The organism is Phenylobacterium sp. 58.2.17 (assembly GCF_026411515.1).
GTDB lineage: Bacteria > Pseudomonadota > Alphaproteobacteria > Caulobacterales > Caulobacteraceae > Phenylobacterium.
Window position 1 is genome coordinate 15,409 of record NZ_JAPMTQ010000024.1, and the last position, 17,348, is coordinate 32,756.

Consider the following 17,348-nt stretch of genomic DNA (forward strand, 5'->3'; position numbering starts at 1 on the left):
TCGTGGGGGTCAGGCCGGGGTCCGCGCCGCCAGCGCCAGGTCGTCGGCGTGGATCATCGGGCCGTAGCTGAAGCCCAGCACGCCCTCGATGGCGTCGGACTTCAGGCCGCGGATGCGCCCGGCGTCCTCGGAGTCGTAGCGGGCCAGGCCGCGGCCGATCTCGCGCCCGGCTTCGTCGACCACGGCCACGGCGTCGCCCTTGCCGAACCGGCCCTCGACCGCGAGCATCCCGGCGGCCAGCAGGCTCTTGCCGGTGGCCAGGGCCCTGGCCGCCCCGTCGTCGACGATCACCGCGCCGGAGGTGGCCAGCGAGCCGGCGATCCAGGCCTTGTAGGCGGCCGCGACCGACACCGACGGCTCGATCACCGTCGCCTTTTCGCCGGCCTCGATCGCCGCGAGCGGCGCGGGGCGGCGGCCGAGGGTGATGATGGTGGCGCAGCCGGCCGACTGGGCGATGCGGGCGGCCATGATCTTGGTGGCCATGCCGCCGGTGCCGACCCCGGCGCCGGCGTTGGCCCCGCCGGCCATGGCCTCGATTTCCGGCGTCAGCTGGCTGATGCGCGGCAGATGCTCGGCGGCCGGATTGTCGCGCGGGTCGGCGGTGTAGAACCCGTCGATGTCCGACAGCAGGACCAGGGCCTCGGCGCGGATCATCTGGGCCACGCGCGCGGCCAGCCGGTCGTTGTCGCCGTAGCGGATTTCTTCGGTGACCACGGTGTCGTTCTCGTTGACCACCGGGATCACGCCCAGGCCCAGCAGGGTGGAGAGCGTGGCGTGGGCGTTCAGCCAGCGGCTGCGGATCTCGGTGTCGTCGCGGGTGATCAGCACCTGGGCGGCGACCAGGCCGTGCGGCACCAGCGCCTCTTCCCAGGCCCGCATCAATTCCGACTGGCCGGCGGCGGCGCAGGCCTGCTTTTCGGGCAGGGTCAGCTTGCGCCCGCCCATGGAAAGACGGCGGCGGCCCAGCGCCACCGCGCCCGACGAGACCACCAGCACCTGTTGGCCGCGGGCCCGCAGCCGCGCCAAGTCGGCGGCGAAGGCCGACAGCCAAGCCGAATCGGGGCCGGTCTCGCCCGCCACCAGCGCCGAGCCGACCTTGACGACGACTCGCTTGGCCTCCCCGAGGCGGCTCACGGAGTCCAGCCTCCGCCGCCGGACTGTTCGGCCTCTTCCTCGGCGATCTGCGCCTTGCGGGCGCGGACCATGCCGTAGGCCTCGCGCAGCAGTTCGGTCACGCCCTTGCCAGAGACCCCGGAGACCAGCCGCACCTTGCCGCCGATCGCCTCTTCCAGGGCCTCCCGCTGCATGGCGATGACGCTATCGTCGAGGGCGTCGATCTTGCTGAGCGCGACGATCTCGGTCTTGTCGCCGAGATCCTCGCCATAAGCCTCGAGCTCGCCGCGGACGGTGCGCCAGGCTTCGGCGACGTCGGTCTGGGTGGCGTCGACCAGGTGGATCAGCACCGCCGTGCGCTCCACGTGGCCGAGGAAGCGGGTGCCGAGGCCAGCGCCTTCCGAGGCGCCTTCGATCAGTCCGGGAATGTCGGCCAGCACGAAACGCTCGCTGGGCGAGAGGTCGACCATGCCGAGATTGGGCGCGAGCGTGGTGAACGGATAGTCGGCGATCTTCGGCTTGGCGGCGCTGGCCGCGGCCAGGAAGGTCGACTTGCCGGCGTTGGGCAGGCCGACCAGGCCGACGTCGGCGATCAGCTTCAGCCGCAGCCAGATCCAGCGTTCCTCGCCCTCCTGGCCGGGATTGGCGTGGCGCGGGGCCTGATTGATCGGGCCCTTGAAACGGTCATTGCCCCAGCCGCCGTTGCCGCCCTTGAGCAGCAGGATACGCTTGCCGGGCGTATCCATGTCGGCGATCAGGGTCTCCTTGTCCTCGTCGAGGACTTCGGTGCCCACCGGGACCTTGAGGACCACGTCGTCGCCGGCCGCGCCGTGGCGGTTGCGGCCCATGCCGTGCACGCCGGTGCCGGCCTTGAAGTGCTGGGTGTAGCGGTAGTCGATCAGGGTGTTGAGGCCCTCGACCGCCTCGATCCAGACGTCGCCGCCGCTGCCGCCGTCCCCGCCGTCGGGACCGCCGTACTCGATGTACTTCTCGCGCCGGAACGACACAGCGCCGCCGCCGCCGTTGCCGGAGCGGACATAGATTTTGCACTGGTCGAGAAACTTCATCGGGGCCTTTTGTAGCACAGAGGAGCGAAGGTCGAGGGCGGAGTGGGTTTTTCCTCCCCCATCATGGTGGGGGAGGAAAAGCTCAAGCCAGCCAAACCATCATCCGGGTCGGGGTGGCCCGGCCGCCGCGGGCGATCGACGGGCGCAGCTCGACATCGCCGGTGTAGAGGAAGCCGGCGTTGCACAGCACCTGGCCCGACGCCGGATTGTCGGCGAAGTGACCGGCATGCATGTAGCGCCGGCCCCAGGTGCGGTGCGCCCAGATCAGCGCTCCGCTGGCCGCTTCAGTGGCGTAGCCCTGGCCCCAATAGGGGCGGCCGATCCAGTAGCCGATCTCGCGCTCGCCGCCCTCGCGGGTGTCGAAACCCAGCACGCCGATGGCGCCGAGCTCCGGGTGATCGACGACGAACACCGCCTCGCGGGCGGGATCGGCCTCGCTGGCCTTCTCCAGGAAGCCTTCGGCGTGCTCGACCCCATAGGGATAGGGCATGCCCGTGGTCATGCGGGCCACGTCGAAGTCGTTGGCGTAGGTCGCCAGGCGGGCTGCGTCGGCCTTGCGGGCCTTACGCAGCCGCAGCCGCTGCGTCGTGATGACGGGCTCCAGTTCGATCGCGCACATTGGTCTACCTCCCGGCCCTCTGTCGGGGCCCCAGAACGCAAAGAGGGGGAGTCCGGCGGTCCGGACTCCCCCTCGGAAGCACTCTGCCCGGTCCGCCTTACGGCGAACCCGGTTTCAAGAGGTTCGCCTGATTATTCAGCCGCTTGGGCCACAACCACGTTCACGTAGGTGCGGTCGTCGCGCTTGGTCACGAATTTCACGGCGCCGGCGGCGGTCGCGAAGAGGGTGTGGTCCTTGCCGATGCCGACATTGTCGCCCGGGAAGAACTTCGTGCCGCGCTGGCGCACGATGATGTTGCCGCCGACGACAGCTTCACCACCGAACTTCTTGACGCCAAGGCGGCGGCCAGCCGAGTCGCGACCGTTGCGCGAAGAGCCGCCAGATTTCTTGTGAGCCATAGCTCTCTCCTAACTCTCTAGTGCGCGCTTATTCGGCGGCGTCGTCAGACTTCTTGGCGGCGGCCTTCTTAGGCGCAGCCTTCTTGGCCGGAGCTTCGGCCTTGGCCGGAGCGGCCGCAGCTTCCAGTTCGGCGACCACGTTCTTCAGGTTGCGGGCGCGAGCATCCAGCAGGGCCTTCGAGGTCAGGTCGACCTTGCCGTCCCACTTGGCCGACTTGCCGGCGCCGTCGATCGCGGTGACGCGCAGGACGGTTTCCGACTGGCGGTGACCGCGGGTGCGGCGATAGCCCTGGCGGCGGATCTTCTTGAAGATCTTCACCTTCTCGCCCTTGCGGGTTTCGATCAGGGTGGCCGAGACCTTCGCACCGTCAACCAGCGGGGCGCCGACGGTCACGGCTTCGCCGTCACCGACCATGAGGACGTCGCCGAACGCGACTTCCGCACCGGGTTCACCGTCGAGCTTTTCGACGACCAGCAGGTCACCGGCTTGAACCCGGTACTGCTTTCCGCCGGTTTTGATCACCGCGTACATCGTTGGCGCCTTGGACTATAGCAAAATGGATTGCGCCCGCGAGATAGCCCGCGGGCGAGAGGCGCGGACTTATACAGAGGGACCGTTGAGAGTCAACGCGCCTGGCGTGTTTCTACGGTCACGTGGCTCAGACCCGGCAAGCCGGCGAGCCGCGCGCGATAGATTTCGGCCGGCTGGGCGTCCCGCGACTCGACCACGACAATGGCGGCGTGGTGGCCGGGACCGAGGCGCCAGAGGTGCAGATCGAGCAGCCGTTCGCCGCCGGCTTCCATCCGCCGGCGGATCTCGGCGGTCAGTTCGGGCGAGGGATTGACGTCGAGCAGCACCGCGCCGGTGCGGACCATCAGCCGCCAGGCGAAGTGCGCCAGCAACACCGCGCCGGCCAGGCCGGCCAGGGCGTCGGCCCAGGCCCAGCCGAACAGGCGGCCGAGCCCAAGCCCGGCGATGGCCAGCGCCGACACCGCCGCGTCCCCCGCCAGGTGCAGGTGCGCGGCCGACAGGTTGAGGTCGCCGTCGCGGTCATTGGCGTGAGCGTGCGCCGGCCGCAGCAACCACATGCAGACCAGATTGACCGCCAGCGCCGCCCCCGCCAGGGCCAGGGCCCCGTCATAGGCCACCGGCGAAGGCGACAGCACGCGATGGCTGCTCTCCACGGCGACCAGCACGGCGCTGACCGCCAGCACGGCGGCGTTGGCGAACCCGGCCAGATAACCGAGTTTGCCGGTGCCGAAGGAGAAGCGTGGATCCTGGGCGTAGCGGCGGGCCATCCGATAGGCGCCCGCGGCCACCACCAGGGCGGCGACGTGGGCGGCCATGTGCACGCCGTTGGCGATCAGGGCCATGGAATTGAAGACCAGTCCGCCGACGATCTGGCCGGCCAGGGTCAGCAGGCAGATCGCCGCCACCAGCCAGGTCCGCCGCTCGTTGCGGGCGTGGTCGGCGCCCAGATAGACGCGATCGCCCCGAAAGGCGTCCATCTGTCCTTGGCGTTCGGGGGCGGAGGCGGTCACGGTGGCCCTTATATAGAGCGGCGCTCGGAGAGCGCGGTGTTATTCGATAACACCTATGCGATGGTCAAGCGGTCGAAGGCCGCAGCCTGTTCCCTTCGCCTCGATCAATGACTAGATGACGTCCATGACCGACAAGACCCCCGTCACCGTCCTCACCGGCTATCTCGGCGCCGGCAAGACCACGCTCTTGAACCGCATCCTCACCGAGGATCACGGCAAGAAGTACGCCGTCATCGTCAACGAGTTCGGCGAGGTGGGGATCGACAACGACCTCATCGTCGGCGCGGACGAAGAAGTGTTCGAGATGAACAACGGCTGCGTCTGCTGCACCGTGCGCGGCGACCTGATCCGCGTGCTGTCCGGCCTGATGAAGCGCAAGGGCAAGTTCGACGCCATCGTGGTCGAGACCACCGGCCTGGCCGATCCGGGCCCGGTCGCCCAGACCTTCTTCGTCGACGACGACGTGAAGGCCAAGACCCAGCTCGACAGCGTCACCACCGTGGTCGACGCCAAGCACCTGCCGCTGCGGCTGGCGGACTCCAAGGAAGCGGTCGAGCAGATCGCCTTCGCCGACCAGATCGTGCTGAACAAGACCGATCTCGTCACCGAGGACGAGTTGCGCAGCGTCGAGGCGGCGATCCGCCGGCTGAACCCGCTGGCGCCGATCCACCGCACCCAACGTTCGCAAGTGCCGCTCGAGGCGATTCTCGGCCGCGGCAGCTTCGACCTGGCCCGCATCACCGAGGTGCAGCCGGAGTTCCTCAATCCCGCCCATGGCGAACCGGGCCACGTTCACGACGAGCACTGCGACCATGATCACGACCATCATCATCACCACGGCGATCATGACCACGGTCACCACGACCATGATCATGCGGACCATGCGGCGGCAGCGGGCATTCGCGGCATCTCGCTCACGCTCGACAGGCCGATCCACGGGCAACGGGTGACCAACTGGCTGAACCAGGTGCTGCAGGATCAAGGTCCTGACATCCTGCGCGCCAAGGGCATCCTCGATGTCCAGGGCGAGGACCGCCGCCTGGTGTTCCAGGCCGTGCACATGATCCTTGAGGGCGACTTCCAGGGGCAGTGGAAGGACGGCGACAAGCGCTATAGCCGGCTGGTGTTCATCGGCCGCAATCTCGACGAGGCCAAGCTGCGCGAAGGCTTCGAGGCCTGCGCGGCGTAGAGGGCGAGTGTCATCCCGGTTTGCGAAGCAAGGCCGGGATCCATTCACGCCGGAGTTCGACGCGCCGGCGCGGAACGATCCGCATCTTGAGCCATCAGGTGTTCATGGATCCCGGACAGCCGCTGCGCGGCATTCGGGATGACACTTGGAGCCCAAAAGAAAAGGCCCGCCCGGGTTTCCCTGGGCGGGCCTTTCTATTCGCGTCCGAAGATCTGCTTAGAGTTCTTCGTTGATCAGGGCGACTTGGAAGAAGCCGTTGCCCTGCAGGGTGTTCATCACCGCCATGAAGTCGCCGTAGCGAACGGTCCGGTCGGCGCGGATGTAGACGCGCTCTTCGGTCGGTTCCGGCTTGTTCAGGATGCGGGTCAGATCCGCCGGCAGCGTGTCCAGCGAGGTCGGGACGTCGCCGATGAACAGCTTGCCGCCTTGCTGAACGTTGATCAGCGTCGGCTCTTCGACCTTCGCGCCCGGAGGCGGCGGAACCGCCGGCGGCAGGTCGAGCTTAATCGACACCGTCGCCGCGGGGATCGACACCATGAAGATGATGAGGAGCACCAGCATCACGTCCACGAAGGGCGTGACGTTGATGTCGCTGTTTTGGCCGAGGTCGAACTTGCCGCCGCCTCCGCCTCCCAGCTTCGCACCCATATGAATTTCCTTCCCTAGGGCCCCTACACTGGGGCCGCCGCACAGTCAGCGACACCCTTCGCTAATCAAAATGCGCTTGTAAAGCCCGAACCTGCGAACTTGGGTTCATCAGACGGCCTGCTCTGCTCGGCGCCTGTTTGCCGGGCGTGATTCCGAGCGATTCCGCCTCTCGCCAAGACCAATGTTAGGCAGGTAAGACCGCGCCATGACTTTCCAGTTCGACGCCTATGTCACCGCCGCCCTGTTCGGAAAGGACGGAAAGGCCCTGTTCGCCCTCGGCGACGGCACCGTCCGATTCGAGTCGGGCGAGCAGGTCGAAGCCCACGACGGGGCGATTCTCTGCGCCTGCCTGCACCCGAGCGGCGAGGGCCTGATCACCGGCGGCGACGACGGACGCGTCGTCTGGTCGCGGGTTTCCGGCGCGACCGAGCTCGCCAAGATCCCCGGCCGCTGGATCGACTCGGTCGACGCTTCGCCGGAATCCAAGCTGATCGCCTTCTCGGCCGGCAAGGAGCTGCATGTCCGCGACAGCGCCGATCCGGCCTTCGCCCGCACCTTCATCCACGAGAAGTCGGTGGCGGCCGTCGTGTTCGACCCCAAGGGCCGCCGCATCGCCGCGGCGACCTATGGCGGCGCCTGGCTCTGGTACGCCAAGATCGCCGAGCAGAAGCCCTATGTCCTGAAGTGGGCCGGCAGCCATGTGGGCCTGGCCTTCAGCCCCGACGGCAAGTTCCTGATGTCGGCCATGCAGGAGAACGCCCTGCACGGCTGGCGCGTCGCCGACGAGAAGAACCTGCGGATGGGCGGCTATCCGGTGAAGGTCAAAAGCATGTCCTTCGTCGCCAAGGGCCAGCTGCTGATCACCTCCGGCGCCAACGGCCTGGTGGCCTGGCCCTTCGCCGGGGCGACCGGCCCGATGGGCAAGCAGGCGGCCGAGGTCGGCTTCGACGAGAGCGCCATGGTCGTGCGGGTCGACGGTATGCCGGGCGGGCAATGGGTCTGCGCCGGGCTCGACGACGGCCGGGTCTGGGCCTGCGACCTGGCCGGCCAGAAGATCGTCCCCCTCAAGGCCGAGAAGGGCGCGGCGATCGCGGCCCTGGCCATGAGCAAGGACGGGACCCGGGTCGCCTGGGGCGACGAGGACGGCGCCGCGGGCGTGGCGAGCGTCTAAGCGAAGCTACTCAAACCCCTTCAGCTCCCCCCAGACCTCGAACGGGTCGCGGGTGGAACGGAAGGTGTTGATCGGCGCGGCCTCGTCGCGCCAGCCCAGCGCCATGCCCGAGAACACCATGTGGTCGGCCGGCAGGCCCACCGCCTGGGCCACGCTCCGCGGATAGCGGGCCCAGTACTCCTGGGCGCAGGTGTCCAGGCCGCGCTCGGTGGCCAGCAGCATCACCGTCTGCATGTACATGCCGACGTCCGACCACTGCGGCGGGCCGACCTTGCGGTCGAGGCAGAAGAACAGCCCGACCGGCGCGCCGAACAGCTCGCCGTTGCGTGCGAACTGCCGCAGGCGAGCGGGCTTGTCCTCGCGCGGGATGCCGACCGAGGCGTACAGCTCCTCGCCGTTCTTGAAGCGCCGGGTGCGGAGCGGCTCCCATAGGTCCGGCGGATAGACGTCGTACTCCATCGGCTCGCCCATCGGGTTGGCGGCCACCTGGGCCTTCAACTGCGCCAGCGGCTCGCCGGCCAGGGCGTAGACCCGCCACGGCTGCAGATTGCCGCCGGAGGGCGCGCGGGCGGCCGCCTCCAGGATCTCGCGCACCACGGCGGCGGAAGGGACGTCCGGCTTGAAGGCGCGGATCGACTGGCGGGCGGCGACGGCGTCGGAAACGTTCAACAGATTGCGTCCTTGCGGCGGCTTGACCGGAAACCCCGGCCCGAGCATCGCTAACATCTGGAGCGTGACAGCCGGAAGTGGATACCGGTTCCGCGGCCGTCACGCTCCACACCCTAAATGAATATCCACTCTTCGAGGCTAGCCTCGAAGAGTGGTGGCCGTGGGGTAAGGGCAAGAGACTTGGCTAGGGCGTCTAAGGGGTTGTTCGGGCGGCTGATCGGCGGCCTGTTCGTGCTGGTGCTGATCTTCGGCCTGATCGGCCCGGTCATGGTCACGGCCATCTACCGGTTCGTGCCGCCGCCGATCACTTGGCTAATGGTCCAGCGGGTGACAGAGGGCCAGGGATTCGACCGCCGCTGGAAGCCGCTGAACGAAATCTCGCCGCGCCTGGTGCGCGCGGTGATCGCCGCCGAGGACGCCAAGTTCTGCGACCACAACGGCTTCGACTTCGACGCCATCGAGAAGGCCTACGAGGCCAACGCCAAGGGCAAGAAGCTGCGCGGCGGCTCCACGATCAGCCAGCAGACCGCCAAGAACGTCTTCCTGTGGCCGGGCCGCTCTTATGTCCGCAAGGGGCTGGAGGCCTACTTCACGGTGCTGATCGAGGTGATCTGGGGCAAGCCGCGGATCATGGAGGTCTATCTCAACTCCATCGAGTGGGGCCCGGGCGTCTACGGCGCCGAGGCCGCCGCCCAGAAGAATTTCGGGGTCAGCGCCGACAAGCTCACCCCGGCCCAGGCCGCGCGGCTGGCGGCCATCCTGCCCAGTCCGCTGAAATGGCGCGCGGCCAAGCCGGGTCCCTACGTGAAGCGCCGCTCGGGCAAGATCGGCAAGGCGGCCGGGACCATCAACCGCGAGGGCATGGCCGCCTGCGTGCTGGGTTGACCGCGCGCCGATAAGCCATCCAACTCCGCTGGGGGCCAAACCTGGACGGAGGCGGCTGCATGAAGGTCGGCGTTCCCAGCGAGATCAAGCCGAACGAGCATCGGGTGGGCCTGACGCCCACCGCCGTCCGCGAATATGTCGAGCGCGGCCACGAGGTGGCGGTGCAGGCCGGGGCCGGAACCGGAGCCGGCTATGCCGACGAGGCCTATCGCCGGGCCGGCGCGGCCATTGTCGCCGACGCCGAGGCGATCTTCGCCGCCAGCAAGCTGATCGTGAAGGTCAAGGAACCGCAGCCGAGCGAGTGGGTGCGACTGAACCAGGACCACATTCTCTTCACCTATCTGCACCTCGCCCCCGATCCCGACCAGGCCGACGGGCTGCTGGCCTCGGGCTGCGCAGGGATCGCCTACGAGACGGTGACCGACGCCGCCGGCGGGTTGCCGCTGCTGGCCCCGATGTCGGAGGTGGCCGGGCGGATCGCGGTGTTCTCGGCCGGCGAGACCCTGCTCAAGCACAACGGCGGCATGGGGCTCTTGATCTCCGGCGTGCCGGGCGTGCCGCCGGCGCGGGTCTGCGTGCTCGGCGGCGGGGTGGTGGGCATCAACGCCGCGCGCATGGCCGCCGGCCTCGGGGCCGAGGTGGTGGTGCTGGAACGCTCCATCCCGCGCATGCGCCAGATCGACGACCTCTATCAGGGCCGCATCCTGACCCGCTACTCGACCCTGGACGCGGTCGAGGAGGAGGTGCTGAAAGCCGACGTGGTGATCGGCGCGGTGCTGACCCCGGGGGCCTCGGCGCCGAAGCTGGTCCGCCGCGAGCACCTGAAAAGGATGAAGACCGGCTCGGTGCTGGTCGACGTCTCGATCGACCAGGGCGGCTGTTTCGAAACCTCGCACCCGACCACTCACGCCGAGCCGACCTATGTGGTCGACGGCGTCGTGCACTACTGCGTGGCCAACATGCCGGGCGCCGCGCCGCGCACCTCGTCGGAGGCGCTGGTCCACGCCACCTTGCCGTTCGGCCTGGCGCTGGCCGACCGCGGGCTGGAGGCGCTGCGGGACAATCCGCACCTGGCCAAGGGGCTGAACGTGCTGAAAGGCGCCGTCACCCACCCGGCGGTGGCCCAAGCGCTCGGCAAGGATTTCGTCGACCCGTTCGGGGTCTGGGCCAAGCGCTAGGCCGCAGCCCAGGCGCGGGGGTCGAGGGCGATCGGGTCGTCGATCGCCATCTCGTCCCAGTCGAGATCAGGCGGCGGGCTGGACGCAGCGGCGATCACCGCCGACAGCTCGGCCGGGGAGGTGACGCCGACCAGCACGGTGGCGGCTTCGACGCGCGAGAGCGCAAAGCCCAAAGCGGCCTGCAGCGGGTCCGAGCGGCCCTCGGCGATCAGCCGGCGAGCGCGCGAGATGCGGCTGGCGGCGGCCTTCAGGTGGGTCGGCGCGCGGTCCGGCGGCAGGAACAGCAGGCCGTTCAGGAAGATCGAGCGCAGGTGCACCTCGATCCCCAGCCCGGCCAGGGCGGCCAGGGTGCCGTCGATCAGCAGCCGCTGGTCGAGCAGCGAGGCCGGGGCCTGGACGATGTCGGGGCGGAAGCGGCGGGCGACGCCCAGCGGGTCGTCGGAGGCGAACACCGACACCCCGATCTTGCGGGTCAGGCCGGCGTCCTTCATCGCCCGCAGGCGGTTCCACAGGGCCATGCCGTGCGGGCCGAACAGATCGGCGGCGCAAGGCACCAGGATGGCGTCGGCCTGCTCCACGCCCAGACGGCGCAGGGTGGCGCGGGCCTCGGCCTCGACATAGTCGGGGCCGCGGTCGGGACGCACGGTCGAGATCGAGACGCGGAACGGCGTCGGGCGCGGCAGCACTTCGCCCAGCGCCGCCACGGCGACGCCGGAATGACTGTCCACGTCCAGCACCGGCAGTTGCGCACGCGCGGCGATGTCCAGGATGTCCCGGGCTTCGGCCTTGGGCGCGCGGCCGCGCACCAGCGTGGTCTGGTCCAGACCGAACTGTGCGGAGCCGAGGCCGAGCTTGGAGAGCGGTGAGATCATGAAGCCGGTGACGCTGGATACGGAAGCGAGGAAGCGCCATCTTCACGGCAATGCCTAAAGAACCGGTGTCTAGGACCTTTCCAGGGAGTTAAAGTCGAGCCATGCGAGAGCCGCTCCCCGAATGGCCGACGTTCGGCATGGCCGACGACGTCCGGCCCGCGCTATCCCAAGCCCAGCAACGGAATCTTCCGGTGGCCCTGGCGACCCTGACCTCGGTCGAGGGCGGCGGCCCGCGCCCGCCCGGGACCCAGATGGCGTTCGCCCATGGCATCGTCTCCGGTTACTTTTCCGGCGGCTGCGTGGAGAGCGACGTGGCCGACCACGCCTTCGCCTGCCTGGAGGATGGCGCGCCCCGCAGGCTGGTCTACGGGGCCGGCAGTCCCTGGCCCGACATCCAGCTGCTCTGCGGCGCGCGGATCGAGATCTTCGTCGAGCGGGTGGCGCCCGACGATCCGGCCCTGCTCGAACTGCTCGCCGCCCATCAGGCCCGCCGGCCGGTGGTCTGGGTCAGCGACGGGACGCGCCGCGAATGCGCAGCCGCGCCGACGCCGTGGGACGGCGCCATCGTCCAGGCCTATGAGCCGACCCCGCGGCTGGTGGTGTTCGGGGCCGACCCGACCGCGCTCGCTATCGCCCAGCTCGGCGCCCAGGCGGGCATGGAGACGACCCTGGTGCGGCCCAAGGGGCCGCAGAGCCCGCCGCCGATCACTGGGATCGCCTATCGCCGCGACGCGCCGGAGGCGGCGCTGGCGGCGATCGGGACCGACGCCTGGACCGCCATCGCCATCGCCACCCACAATCTCGACCTGGACCGCGAAGCCCTGGCCGCCGCCCTGCCGTCGGACGCCGGCTATGTCGGCCTGCTGGGCGCGCGCAAGCGGCTGCCCGAGCGGCTGGCTCCGCTGCGCGCGGCCGGCTTTTCCGAAGCTCGCCTGCAGCAGCTGCATGCCCCCATCGGCCTCGACATCGGCGGCAAGGCCCCGTGGGAGGTGGCGCTGTCGGTGATCGGCGAAATCACCGCCCTGCGCCATGCGCGCCTGGCCGAGGAGCCGCGCAAGGCGACGCCGAAGCGGGTGACGGCGGTCCCCTAAGCTGTCATTCGCCGGCGCGGCGCGAATGGGTCCCGGTCCTGCTGCGCAAACCGGGATAACACTCGGTTGCGCTACCCCCGCGCCAGCGGCAGCACCTCAACCAGGTCGCCGGCGGCCAGCGCCGGAGCGTTCGCGGGGCGGCGCAGCAGCGCGTCGGCGGCGGCGAAGACGCTGACCAGCGAGCTATCCTGGTCGCGATAGGGCTCGGCGATCAGGGCGGCGTCCACATGGCTCAGCTTGGCGCGCATCCAGTGCTCGCGCGAGCCGTTGGCGGCCATCGGCACGGCCAGTTTCGCGCTCGCCATCGACAGGTTTTCGGCCCCGCCCTGCAGCTTCATGACGATGGGCTTGAGGAACAGCTCGGCGCAGACGAAGGCCGAAGCCGGGTTGCCGGGCAGGCCGAGCAATTTGCGCCCGTCGCCGAGCACCCCGAAGAAGGTCGGCTTGCCGGGGCGGACATTGACGCTGGCGACCTTGAGCGACAGGCCGAGCGCCTGCGCGGCGGCGCGGACCAGGTCGTGGTCGCCGACCGAGGCCCCGCCGACGGTGACGATCAGCTCGGCGTCGGCCTCGCGCAGCGCGGCGATCACGGCGTCGAGCTCGTCGCGGACGGGCTTGCATTTGAACGCCTGGCCGCCCCAGCCCTCGACCATGGCGGCAAGGGCCGGCGCGCCGGAATCGTAGATCTGGTAGGGGCCCGGCGCGGCCGGCGCCTCGACGATCTCCTCGCCGGTGGACACGATGGCCACCCGCGGCCGGGCGTGGACGAGGACTTCGGCGCGCCCGGCGGAGGCCGCCAGGGACAACCGCCAGGGATCGATGCGGGTTCCGGCGCGCAGCAGCGCCTGGCCGGCCCGGAAGTCGCCCCCGGCGGGGCGCAGATTGGCCCCGGGCGCGGAGGCCGGGACCGTGACGGTCTCGCCCTCGCGGGTCGCGTCTTCCTGGATGACGATGGTGTCGGCGCCGGCCGGCATCGCCGCGCCGGTGAAGATCCGCACCGCCTGGCCAGGTTTCAGTTCGCCTTCATAGCCGTGGCCGGCGGCGCTCTCGCCGATGATGGTCAGGGTTCCGGGGGCGTCGGCGCTGCGCAGCGCCCAGCCGTCCATGGCCGAGGCGGCGAACGGCGGCTGGTCGCGGACCGCGGCGACGTCCTGGGCCAGCACCCGGCCGATGGCGGCCTTCAGGGCGATGGTCTCGCCGGCCAGGGGCGCGACTTCAGCCAGCATCGCGGCGCGGGCGTCCTCGACCGGCATGAGCTTCATGCGCGGGCCCAGTCGCCGGACTTGCCGCCGCTCTTGGTCAGCAGCCGCACGGTCTCGATGGTCATGCCTTTGTCGGCCGCCTTCAGCATGTCGTAGATCGTCAGGCAGGCGACCGAGACGGCGGTCAGCGCCTCCATCTCGACGCCGGTCTGACCCGCTGTCTTCACCCGCGCCGTCACCGCCAGGCCGCCGTCGGCCGGCGCGACGCGGACCTCGACTTTGCTCAGGGCCAGCGGGTGGCACAGCGGGATCAGGTCGGACGTCTTCTTGGCGGCCATGATCCCGGCGATCTCGGCGGTGGCGCGCACGTCGCCCTTCTTGGCGTCGCCCGACAGCGCCAGGGCGAGCGTCGCGGCATCCATGCGCACGAAACCCTCGGCGGTCGCCTCGCGGGAGGTCACCGCCTTGCCCGAGACATCGACCATATGGGCGCGGCCGGTCTCGTCGATGTGGGTGAGCTTGCTCACCTACTGTTCCAGCAGGCGGGGCATGAGCTCGACCATGTTGCAGGGGCCATGGCGGCTGTCGAGCTGGGCCGAGATCACCTTGTCCCAGCCGTCCTTCACCGCGCCGTTCGAGCCCGGCAGGCAGAACACGAACACCCCGTCGATGATCCCGGCGGTCGCCCGGCTCTGCAGGGTCGACAGGCCGACCGACTGGTAGCTGACCAGATGGAAGATCACCGAGAAGCCGTCGATCTTCTTGTCGAACAGCGGCTCGACCGCCTCCGGCGTCACGTCGCGGCCGGTGATGCCGGTGCCGCCGGTGGTGATGATCGCATCGACGCTGCCCGAGGCGACCCAGGCTTTGATCTGCTCGCGGATCTGGGCGACGTCGTCCTTGACGATGCCCTTGTCGGCCAGTTCGTGGCCGGCGGTCTTGATCCGCTCGGCCAGCACGTGGCCGGAGGTGTCGCTTTCCTCGTCGCGGGTGTCGGAGATGGTCAGCACCGCGATGCGGACCGGCTTGATCGCCTGGTTCTCGTCGATGCGGCCGCCGGGGGTGAAGGCGTTCATGGCTTGGTGCTCTCCCATCGGGCGATGTCGGCGTGGTCCTGGTCGCGCGGCTCGATCCAGCGCGCGCCGTCGGGGCCGGTCTCCTTCTTCCAGAAGGGGGCGCGGCTCTTCAAGTAGTCCATCAGGAAATCGCAGGCCTCGAAGGCCGCGCGGCGGTGGGTGGCGGCGGTGGCCACGAAGACGATGGCCTCGCCAGGCGCGATCTTTCCGACCCGGTGGACGATCTGGAAGTCGTCGAGCGAAAAGCGGGTCTTGGCCTCGTCCGCGATCTTGCCGATCGCCGCTTCCGTGAAGCCCGGGTAGGCCTCCAGCTCCAGGCTCGTGGTGGCGCCGCGTTCGGCGCGGGCCAGGCCGGTGAAGGTGGCGATGGCCCCGGTCTCGTCGCGGCCCCGGCTGAAGGCGGTCAGCAGCGCGCCGGGCTCGAACGGCTGGTCGGTCAGGCTGATCATCCGCCGCTCATCGGCGGCAGATAGGCGACCTCGGAGGCCGCGGTCAGCACCGCATCGCCGCGCACGATCTCCTGGTCGAGGGCGACCTGGACGCCGGGCCGGGCCAGGGCTTCGGCGAGGTCCGCGTCCTCGTCCGACAACAGGGCGGTGAGGCCGGCGATCGAGTCGGCGTCCAGCTCGCGCGAACGCCAGCCGGCGACGTCGCTCAGGCGACCGAACAACAGCACGCGCGCCATAATCTCAGCCCCCGGTCGTCGACATGTGGCGGGCCACCGCCGGGGCGGCGGCGCGCGCGATCTGGAAGTCGTGGCCCTGCGGCTTGGCGTCGATCGCCAGGCGGATGGCGTGGACCAGGCCTGCGTCGTCGGCCCCGGCGCGGATCACCGCGCGCAGGTCGCTGGCGTCTTCGCGGCCCAGACAGGTGTGCAAGGTGCCGGTGCAGGTCAGCCGCACGCGGTTGCAGCTCTCGCAGAAATTATGGCTGAGCGGGGTGATGAACCCCAGCCGCCCGCCGGTCTCCTCGACCCGGACATACCGGGCCGGGCCGCCGGTGCGGTGGGCGATTTCGCTTAAGGTCCAGAAGCTCTCGAGACTTCGCCGGACGTCTTTCAGCGACATGAACTGGTCGGTGCGGTCGACCTCGATCTCGCCCAGCGGCATGGCCTCGATCAGGGTCATGTCGCAGCCGCGGGCGTGGGCCCAGGCGATCAGGTCGGGCAGTTCGGCGGCGTTGTCGTCCTTCAGCGCCACGGCGTTGATCTTGACCGACAGGCCGGCGGCCAGGGCCGCGTCGATACCGGCCATGACCTTGGGCAGCTGGCCGCCGCGGGTCAGGACGCGGAACTTGGCCGGGTCGAGCGTGTCCATCGAAACGTTCACCCGCCGCACGCCCAGCCGCGCCAGGTCGCTGGCGAATTCCTCCAGCCGCGTGCCGTTGGTGGTCAGGGTCAGCTCGTCCAGCGCCCCGGACTTCAGGTGACGCGACAGGTTCTCGAACAGGCCCATCACGCCCTTGCGAACTAGCGGCTCGCCGCCGGTGATCCGCAGCTTGCGCGTGCCCAGAGCCACGAACGCCGAGGCGATGCGGTCCAGTTCCTCCAGCGTCAGCACCTCGGCCTTCGGGAGGAAGGTCATGTGCTCGGACATGCAGTAGACGCAGCGCAGGTCGCAGCGGTCAGTGACCGAGACCCGCAGATAGCTCACCGTGCGGCCGAAGCCGTCGATCAACGGCTGGGCCGAAGCCACTTGCGGCGATGCGGCGTCATAGGGCGTCATGGCGACCATAAGATAGAGGGGAACGCGGTTTGGCGACAGGGGCGCCCGAATTCGAGGCTGTCGTCCTGGCCGCCGGCGCGGGCCGGCGGTTCGGCGGCGGCAAGCTGCTCGCGCCGTGGGCAGGAGGCGCCTTGCTGGACGGCGCCCTGGCCGCCGCCTTCGCCGCGCCCGTCCGCCGGGTGATCGTGGTCACCGGAACGGCGGCGGCGGAGGTCGAGGCCGCGGCGCGCGACTTTGCCGCGCGTTCGGGCGCCGTCTCGCGCCTGCTGGTGGTGCACGCCGCCGACCACGACGAGGGCATGGGCGCGTCGCTGCGCCGCGCCGCCGCCGTGCTGCCCTCCGATTGTGCAGGCGCGTTCGTCTTCCTCGGCGATATGCCGCGCGTGCCCCACGCGGTGCTTGGAAAGCTCGCCGCGGCGGTGCGCGGCGGCGCGCCGGCCGCCGCCCCGGTGTTCGAGGGGCAGCGCGGTCATCCGGCGCTGATCGGCGCGGCCCTATTGCCGGAGCTGCTGCGCCTCCGCGGCGACGCCGGCGCGCGGGCGATCCTCAAGGGATTGGGCGACCGCCTGGCCCTGGTCGAAGCGCCCGACGACGGCGTGCTGTTCGACGTCGACGAGCCCGGCGACCTGCCGCGTTAGGCGCCTATTTTACAGTCAAGCTTCATTAAACAAGTTTCGTCAAAAAGCCTCAACCGCGATCCATCCGGGCCAGCAGAAGCGCGCCCACGCGGAAAGTTGAATGAAGAAATCAGCGGTCCGGCCGAGCGCCGCCGCCAAAGGGGTCTGGGGCTTTAGTCTTGTTGAATTCGAGTGTTGAGCGTGCGGCGGTCGCCGCACGGATGGTTTCGTGCGGCCTGCGTTCCGGCCGAGTTTCAAAGAGCCGGTGGTCGCGCCTCGCGCTGCTC

The 17,348-nt window shown here is 69.7% G+C and carries 21 protein-coding genes; 6 read left to right on the plus strand and 15 right to left on the minus strand.

Annotation, left to right across the window (positions count from 1 at the left end):
- Positions 1-9 precede the first annotated feature (9 nt).
- From proB to dmeF, 6 genes are all read right to left on the minus strand, one after another.
- Complete coding sequence (gene proB / locus OUA97_RS14865; protein ID WP_416362436.1) at positions 10-1,143, minus strand: glutamate 5-kinase; 1,134 nt, start codon at positions 1,141-1,143, stop codon at positions 10-12.
- On the minus strand, positions 1,131-2,180 hold the full coding sequence (obgE, locus tag OUA97_RS14870; RefSeq protein ID WP_267232757.1) for a GTPase ObgE: 1,050 nt from the start codon (positions 2,178-2,180) through the stop codon (positions 1,131-1,133). Before obgE ends, proB begins: the two co-directional genes overlap by 13 nt.
- Positions 2,181-2,262: 82 nt before the next feature.
- Positions 2,263-2,799: a GNAT family N-acetyltransferase gene (locus OUA97_RS14875; protein ID WP_267232758.1), complete on the minus strand. Its 537-nt coding sequence runs from the start codon at positions 2,797-2,799 to the stop codon at positions 2,263-2,265.
- Positions 2,800-2,930: 131 nt separating this feature from the next.
- Positions 2,931-3,197, minus strand: coding sequence for a 50S ribosomal protein L27 (gene rpmA, locus OUA97_RS14880; protein WP_183771267.1), 267 nt, complete (start codon positions 3,195-3,197; stop codon positions 2,931-2,933).
- Positions 3,198-3,225: 28 nt separating this feature from the next.
- On the minus strand, positions 3,226-3,729 hold the full coding sequence (gene rplU, locus OUA97_RS14885; RefSeq protein ID WP_267232760.1) for a 50S ribosomal protein L21: 504 nt from the start codon (positions 3,727-3,729) through the stop codon (positions 3,226-3,228).
- Between the two features lie 92 nt (positions 3,730-3,821).
- A complete protein-coding gene (dmeF, locus tag OUA97_RS14890; RefSeq protein WP_267232761.1) occupies positions 3,822-4,739 on the minus strand; it encodes a CDF family Co(II)/Ni(II) efflux transporter DmeF in 918 nt (305 codons plus the stop codon).
- A gap of 115 nt (positions 4,740-4,854) precedes the next feature.
- Here dmeF and OUA97_RS14895 point away from each other — a divergent pair, with 115 nt between their 5' ends.
- Positions 4,855-5,928, plus strand: a complete 1,074-nt coding sequence (locus tag OUA97_RS14895; protein WP_267232762.1) for a CobW family GTP-binding protein — start codon at positions 4,855-4,857, stop codon at positions 5,926-5,928.
- A 216-nt stretch (positions 5,929-6,144) separates the two neighbouring features.
- Here the strand turns inward: OUA97_RS14895 and OUA97_RS14900 are convergent, their stop codons facing one another.
- Entirely contained in the window at positions 6,145-6,576 is a 432-nt protein-coding gene (locus tag OUA97_RS14900; RefSeq protein WP_267232763.1) for a biopolymer transporter ExbD, read from the minus strand.
- 205 nt (positions 6,577-6,781) lie between these two features.
- On the opposite strand from OUA97_RS14900, the gene OUA97_RS14905 reads away from it, so the two are divergent.
- Positions 6,782-7,747: a WD40 repeat domain-containing protein gene (locus OUA97_RS14905; RefSeq protein WP_267232764.1), complete on the plus strand. Its 966-nt coding sequence runs from the start codon at positions 6,782-6,784 to the stop codon at positions 7,745-7,747.
- Positions 7,748-7,753: 6 nt separating this feature from the next.
- Here OUA97_RS14905 and OUA97_RS14910 read toward each other — a convergent pair whose 3' ends face one another.
- Positions 7,754-8,416 carry a nitroreductase gene (locus OUA97_RS14910; protein WP_267232765.1) on the minus strand — a complete coding sequence of 221 codons (663 nt, stop codon included), beginning with the start codon at positions 8,414-8,416 and terminating at the stop codon, positions 7,754-7,756.
- Positions 8,417-8,596: 180 nt separating this feature from the next.
- Here OUA97_RS14910 and mtgA point away from each other — a divergent pair, with 180 nt between their 5' ends.
- A complete protein-coding gene (gene mtgA / locus OUA97_RS14915; RefSeq protein WP_416362433.1) occupies positions 8,597-9,301 on the plus strand; it encodes a monofunctional biosynthetic peptidoglycan transglycosylase in 705 nt (234 codons plus the stop codon).
- Between the two features lie 59 nt (positions 9,302-9,360).
- Positions 9,361-10,479, plus strand: a complete 1,119-nt coding sequence (gene ald / locus OUA97_RS14920) for an alanine dehydrogenase (protein WP_267232766.1) — start codon at positions 9,361-9,363, stop codon at positions 10,477-10,479.
- On the opposite strand, the gene OUA97_RS14925 is transcribed toward ald, so the two are convergent.
- Positions 10,476-11,351, minus strand: a complete 876-nt coding sequence (locus OUA97_RS14925) for a bifunctional regulator KidO (RefSeq protein ID WP_267232767.1) — start codon at positions 11,349-11,351, stop codon at positions 10,476-10,478. The two genes, ald and OUA97_RS14925, sit on opposite strands and share 4 nt — an antisense overlap.
- A gap of 101 nt (positions 11,352-11,452) precedes the next feature.
- On the opposite strand from OUA97_RS14925, the gene OUA97_RS14930 reads away from it, so the two are divergent.
- Positions 11,453-12,442 carry an XdhC family protein gene (locus OUA97_RS14930; RefSeq protein ID WP_267232768.1) on the plus strand — a complete coding sequence of 330 codons (990 nt, stop codon included), beginning with the start codon at positions 11,453-11,455 and terminating at the stop codon, positions 12,440-12,442.
- A 71-nt stretch (positions 12,443-12,513) separates the two neighbouring features.
- Here OUA97_RS14930 and glp read toward each other — a convergent pair whose 3' ends face one another.
- The 6 genes from glp to moaA are packed head-to-tail and all read right to left on the minus strand — an operon-like array spanning position 12,514 to position 16,444.
- The gene (gene glp, locus OUA97_RS14935; RefSeq protein WP_267232769.1) at positions 12,514-13,704 is read right to left on the minus strand and encodes a gephyrin-like molybdotransferase Glp; all 1,191 of its coding nucleotides are present in this window, start codon (positions 13,702-13,704) and stop codon (positions 12,514-12,516) included.
- Complete coding sequence (gene moaC, locus OUA97_RS14940) at positions 13,701-14,171, minus strand: cyclic pyranopterin monophosphate synthase MoaC (protein ID WP_267232770.1); 471 nt, start codon at positions 14,169-14,171, stop codon at positions 13,701-13,703. Before moaC ends, glp begins: the two co-directional genes overlap by 4 nt.
- Positions 14,172-14,720, minus strand: a complete 549-nt coding sequence (gene moaB, locus OUA97_RS14945) for a molybdenum cofactor biosynthesis protein B (RefSeq protein WP_267232771.1) — start codon at positions 14,718-14,720, stop codon at positions 14,172-14,174.
- Positions 14,717-15,169 (minus strand): molybdenum cofactor biosynthesis protein MoaE, encoded by a 453-nt coding sequence (locus OUA97_RS14950; RefSeq protein WP_267232772.1) that lies wholly within the window; start codon positions 15,167-15,169, stop codon positions 14,717-14,719. Before OUA97_RS14950 ends, moaB begins: the two co-directional genes overlap by 4 nt.
- The gene (locus tag OUA97_RS14955; RefSeq protein ID WP_267232773.1) at positions 15,166-15,405 is read right to left on the minus strand and encodes a MoaD/ThiS family protein; all 240 of its coding nucleotides are present in this window, start codon (positions 15,403-15,405) and stop codon (positions 15,166-15,168) included. Before OUA97_RS14955 ends, OUA97_RS14950 begins: the two co-directional genes overlap by 4 nt.
- Before the next feature lie 4 nt (positions 15,406-15,409).
- Positions 15,410-16,444, minus strand: coding sequence for a GTP 3',8-cyclase MoaA (moaA, locus tag OUA97_RS14960; protein WP_416362434.1), 1,035 nt, complete (start codon positions 16,442-16,444; stop codon positions 15,410-15,412).
- Positions 16,445-16,473: 29 nt separating this feature from the next.
- On the opposite strand from moaA, the gene OUA97_RS14965 reads away from it, so the two are divergent.
- Entirely contained in the window at positions 16,474-17,082 is a 609-nt protein-coding gene (locus tag OUA97_RS14965; protein WP_267232775.1) for a nucleotidyltransferase family protein, read from the plus strand.
- The last annotated feature ends 266 nt before the right edge of the window (positions 17,083-17,348 follow it).

Coding starts and splice junctions, on each gene's coding strand:
- OUA97_RS14875 (WP_267232758.1), bottom strand. CDS start 2,799: ATGTGCGCGATCGAACTGGAGCCCGTCATCACGACGCAGCGGCTGCGG.
- OUA97_RS14925 (WP_267232767.1), bottom strand. CDS start 11,351: ATGATCTCACCGCTCTCCAAGCTCGGCCTCGGCTCCGCACAGTTCGGT.
- OUA97_RS14955 (WP_267232773.1), bottom strand. CDS start 15,405: ATGGCGCGCGTGCTGTTGTTCGGTCGCCTGAGCGACGTCGCCGGCTGG.
- rplU (WP_267232760.1), bottom strand. CDS start 3,729: ATGTACGCGGTGATCAAAACCGGCGGAAAGCAGTACCGGGTTCAAGCC.
- rpmA (WP_183771267.1), bottom strand. CDS start 3,197: ATGGCTCACAAGAAATCTGGCGGCTCTTCGCGCAACGGTCGCGACTCG.
- ald (WP_267232766.1), top strand. CDS start 9,361: ATGAAGGTCGGCGTTCCCAGCGAGATCAAGCCGAACGAGCATCGGGTG.
- OUA97_RS14950 (WP_267232772.1), bottom strand. CDS start 15,169: ATGATCAGCCTGACCGACCAGCCGTTCGAGCCCGGCGCGCTGCTGACC.
- moaB (WP_267232771.1), bottom strand. CDS start 14,720: ATGAACGCCTTCACCCCCGGCGGCCGCATCGACGAGAACCAGGCGATC.
- obgE (WP_267232757.1), bottom strand. CDS start 2,180: ATGAAGTTTCTCGACCAGTGCAAAATCTATGTCCGCTCCGGCAACGGC.
- moaA (WP_416362434.1), bottom strand. CDS start 16,444: ATGACGCCCTATGACGCCGCATCGCCGCAAGTGGCTTCGGCCCAGCCG.
- OUA97_RS14895 (WP_267232762.1), top strand. CDS start 4,855: ATGACGTCCATGACCGACAAGACCCCCGTCACCGTCCTCACCGGCTAT.
- glp (WP_267232769.1), bottom strand. CDS start 13,704: ATGAAGCTCATGCCGGTCGAGGACGCCCGCGCCGCGATGCTGGCTGAA.
- OUA97_RS14905 (WP_267232764.1), top strand. CDS start 6,782: ATGACTTTCCAGTTCGACGCCTATGTCACCGCCGCCCTGTTCGGAAAG.
- OUA97_RS14900 (WP_267232763.1), bottom strand. CDS start 6,576: ATGGGTGCGAAGCTGGGAGGCGGAGGCGGCGGCAAGTTCGACCTCGGC.
- OUA97_RS14930 (WP_267232768.1), top strand. CDS start 11,453: ATGCGAGAGCCGCTCCCCGAATGGCCGACGTTCGGCATGGCCGACGAC.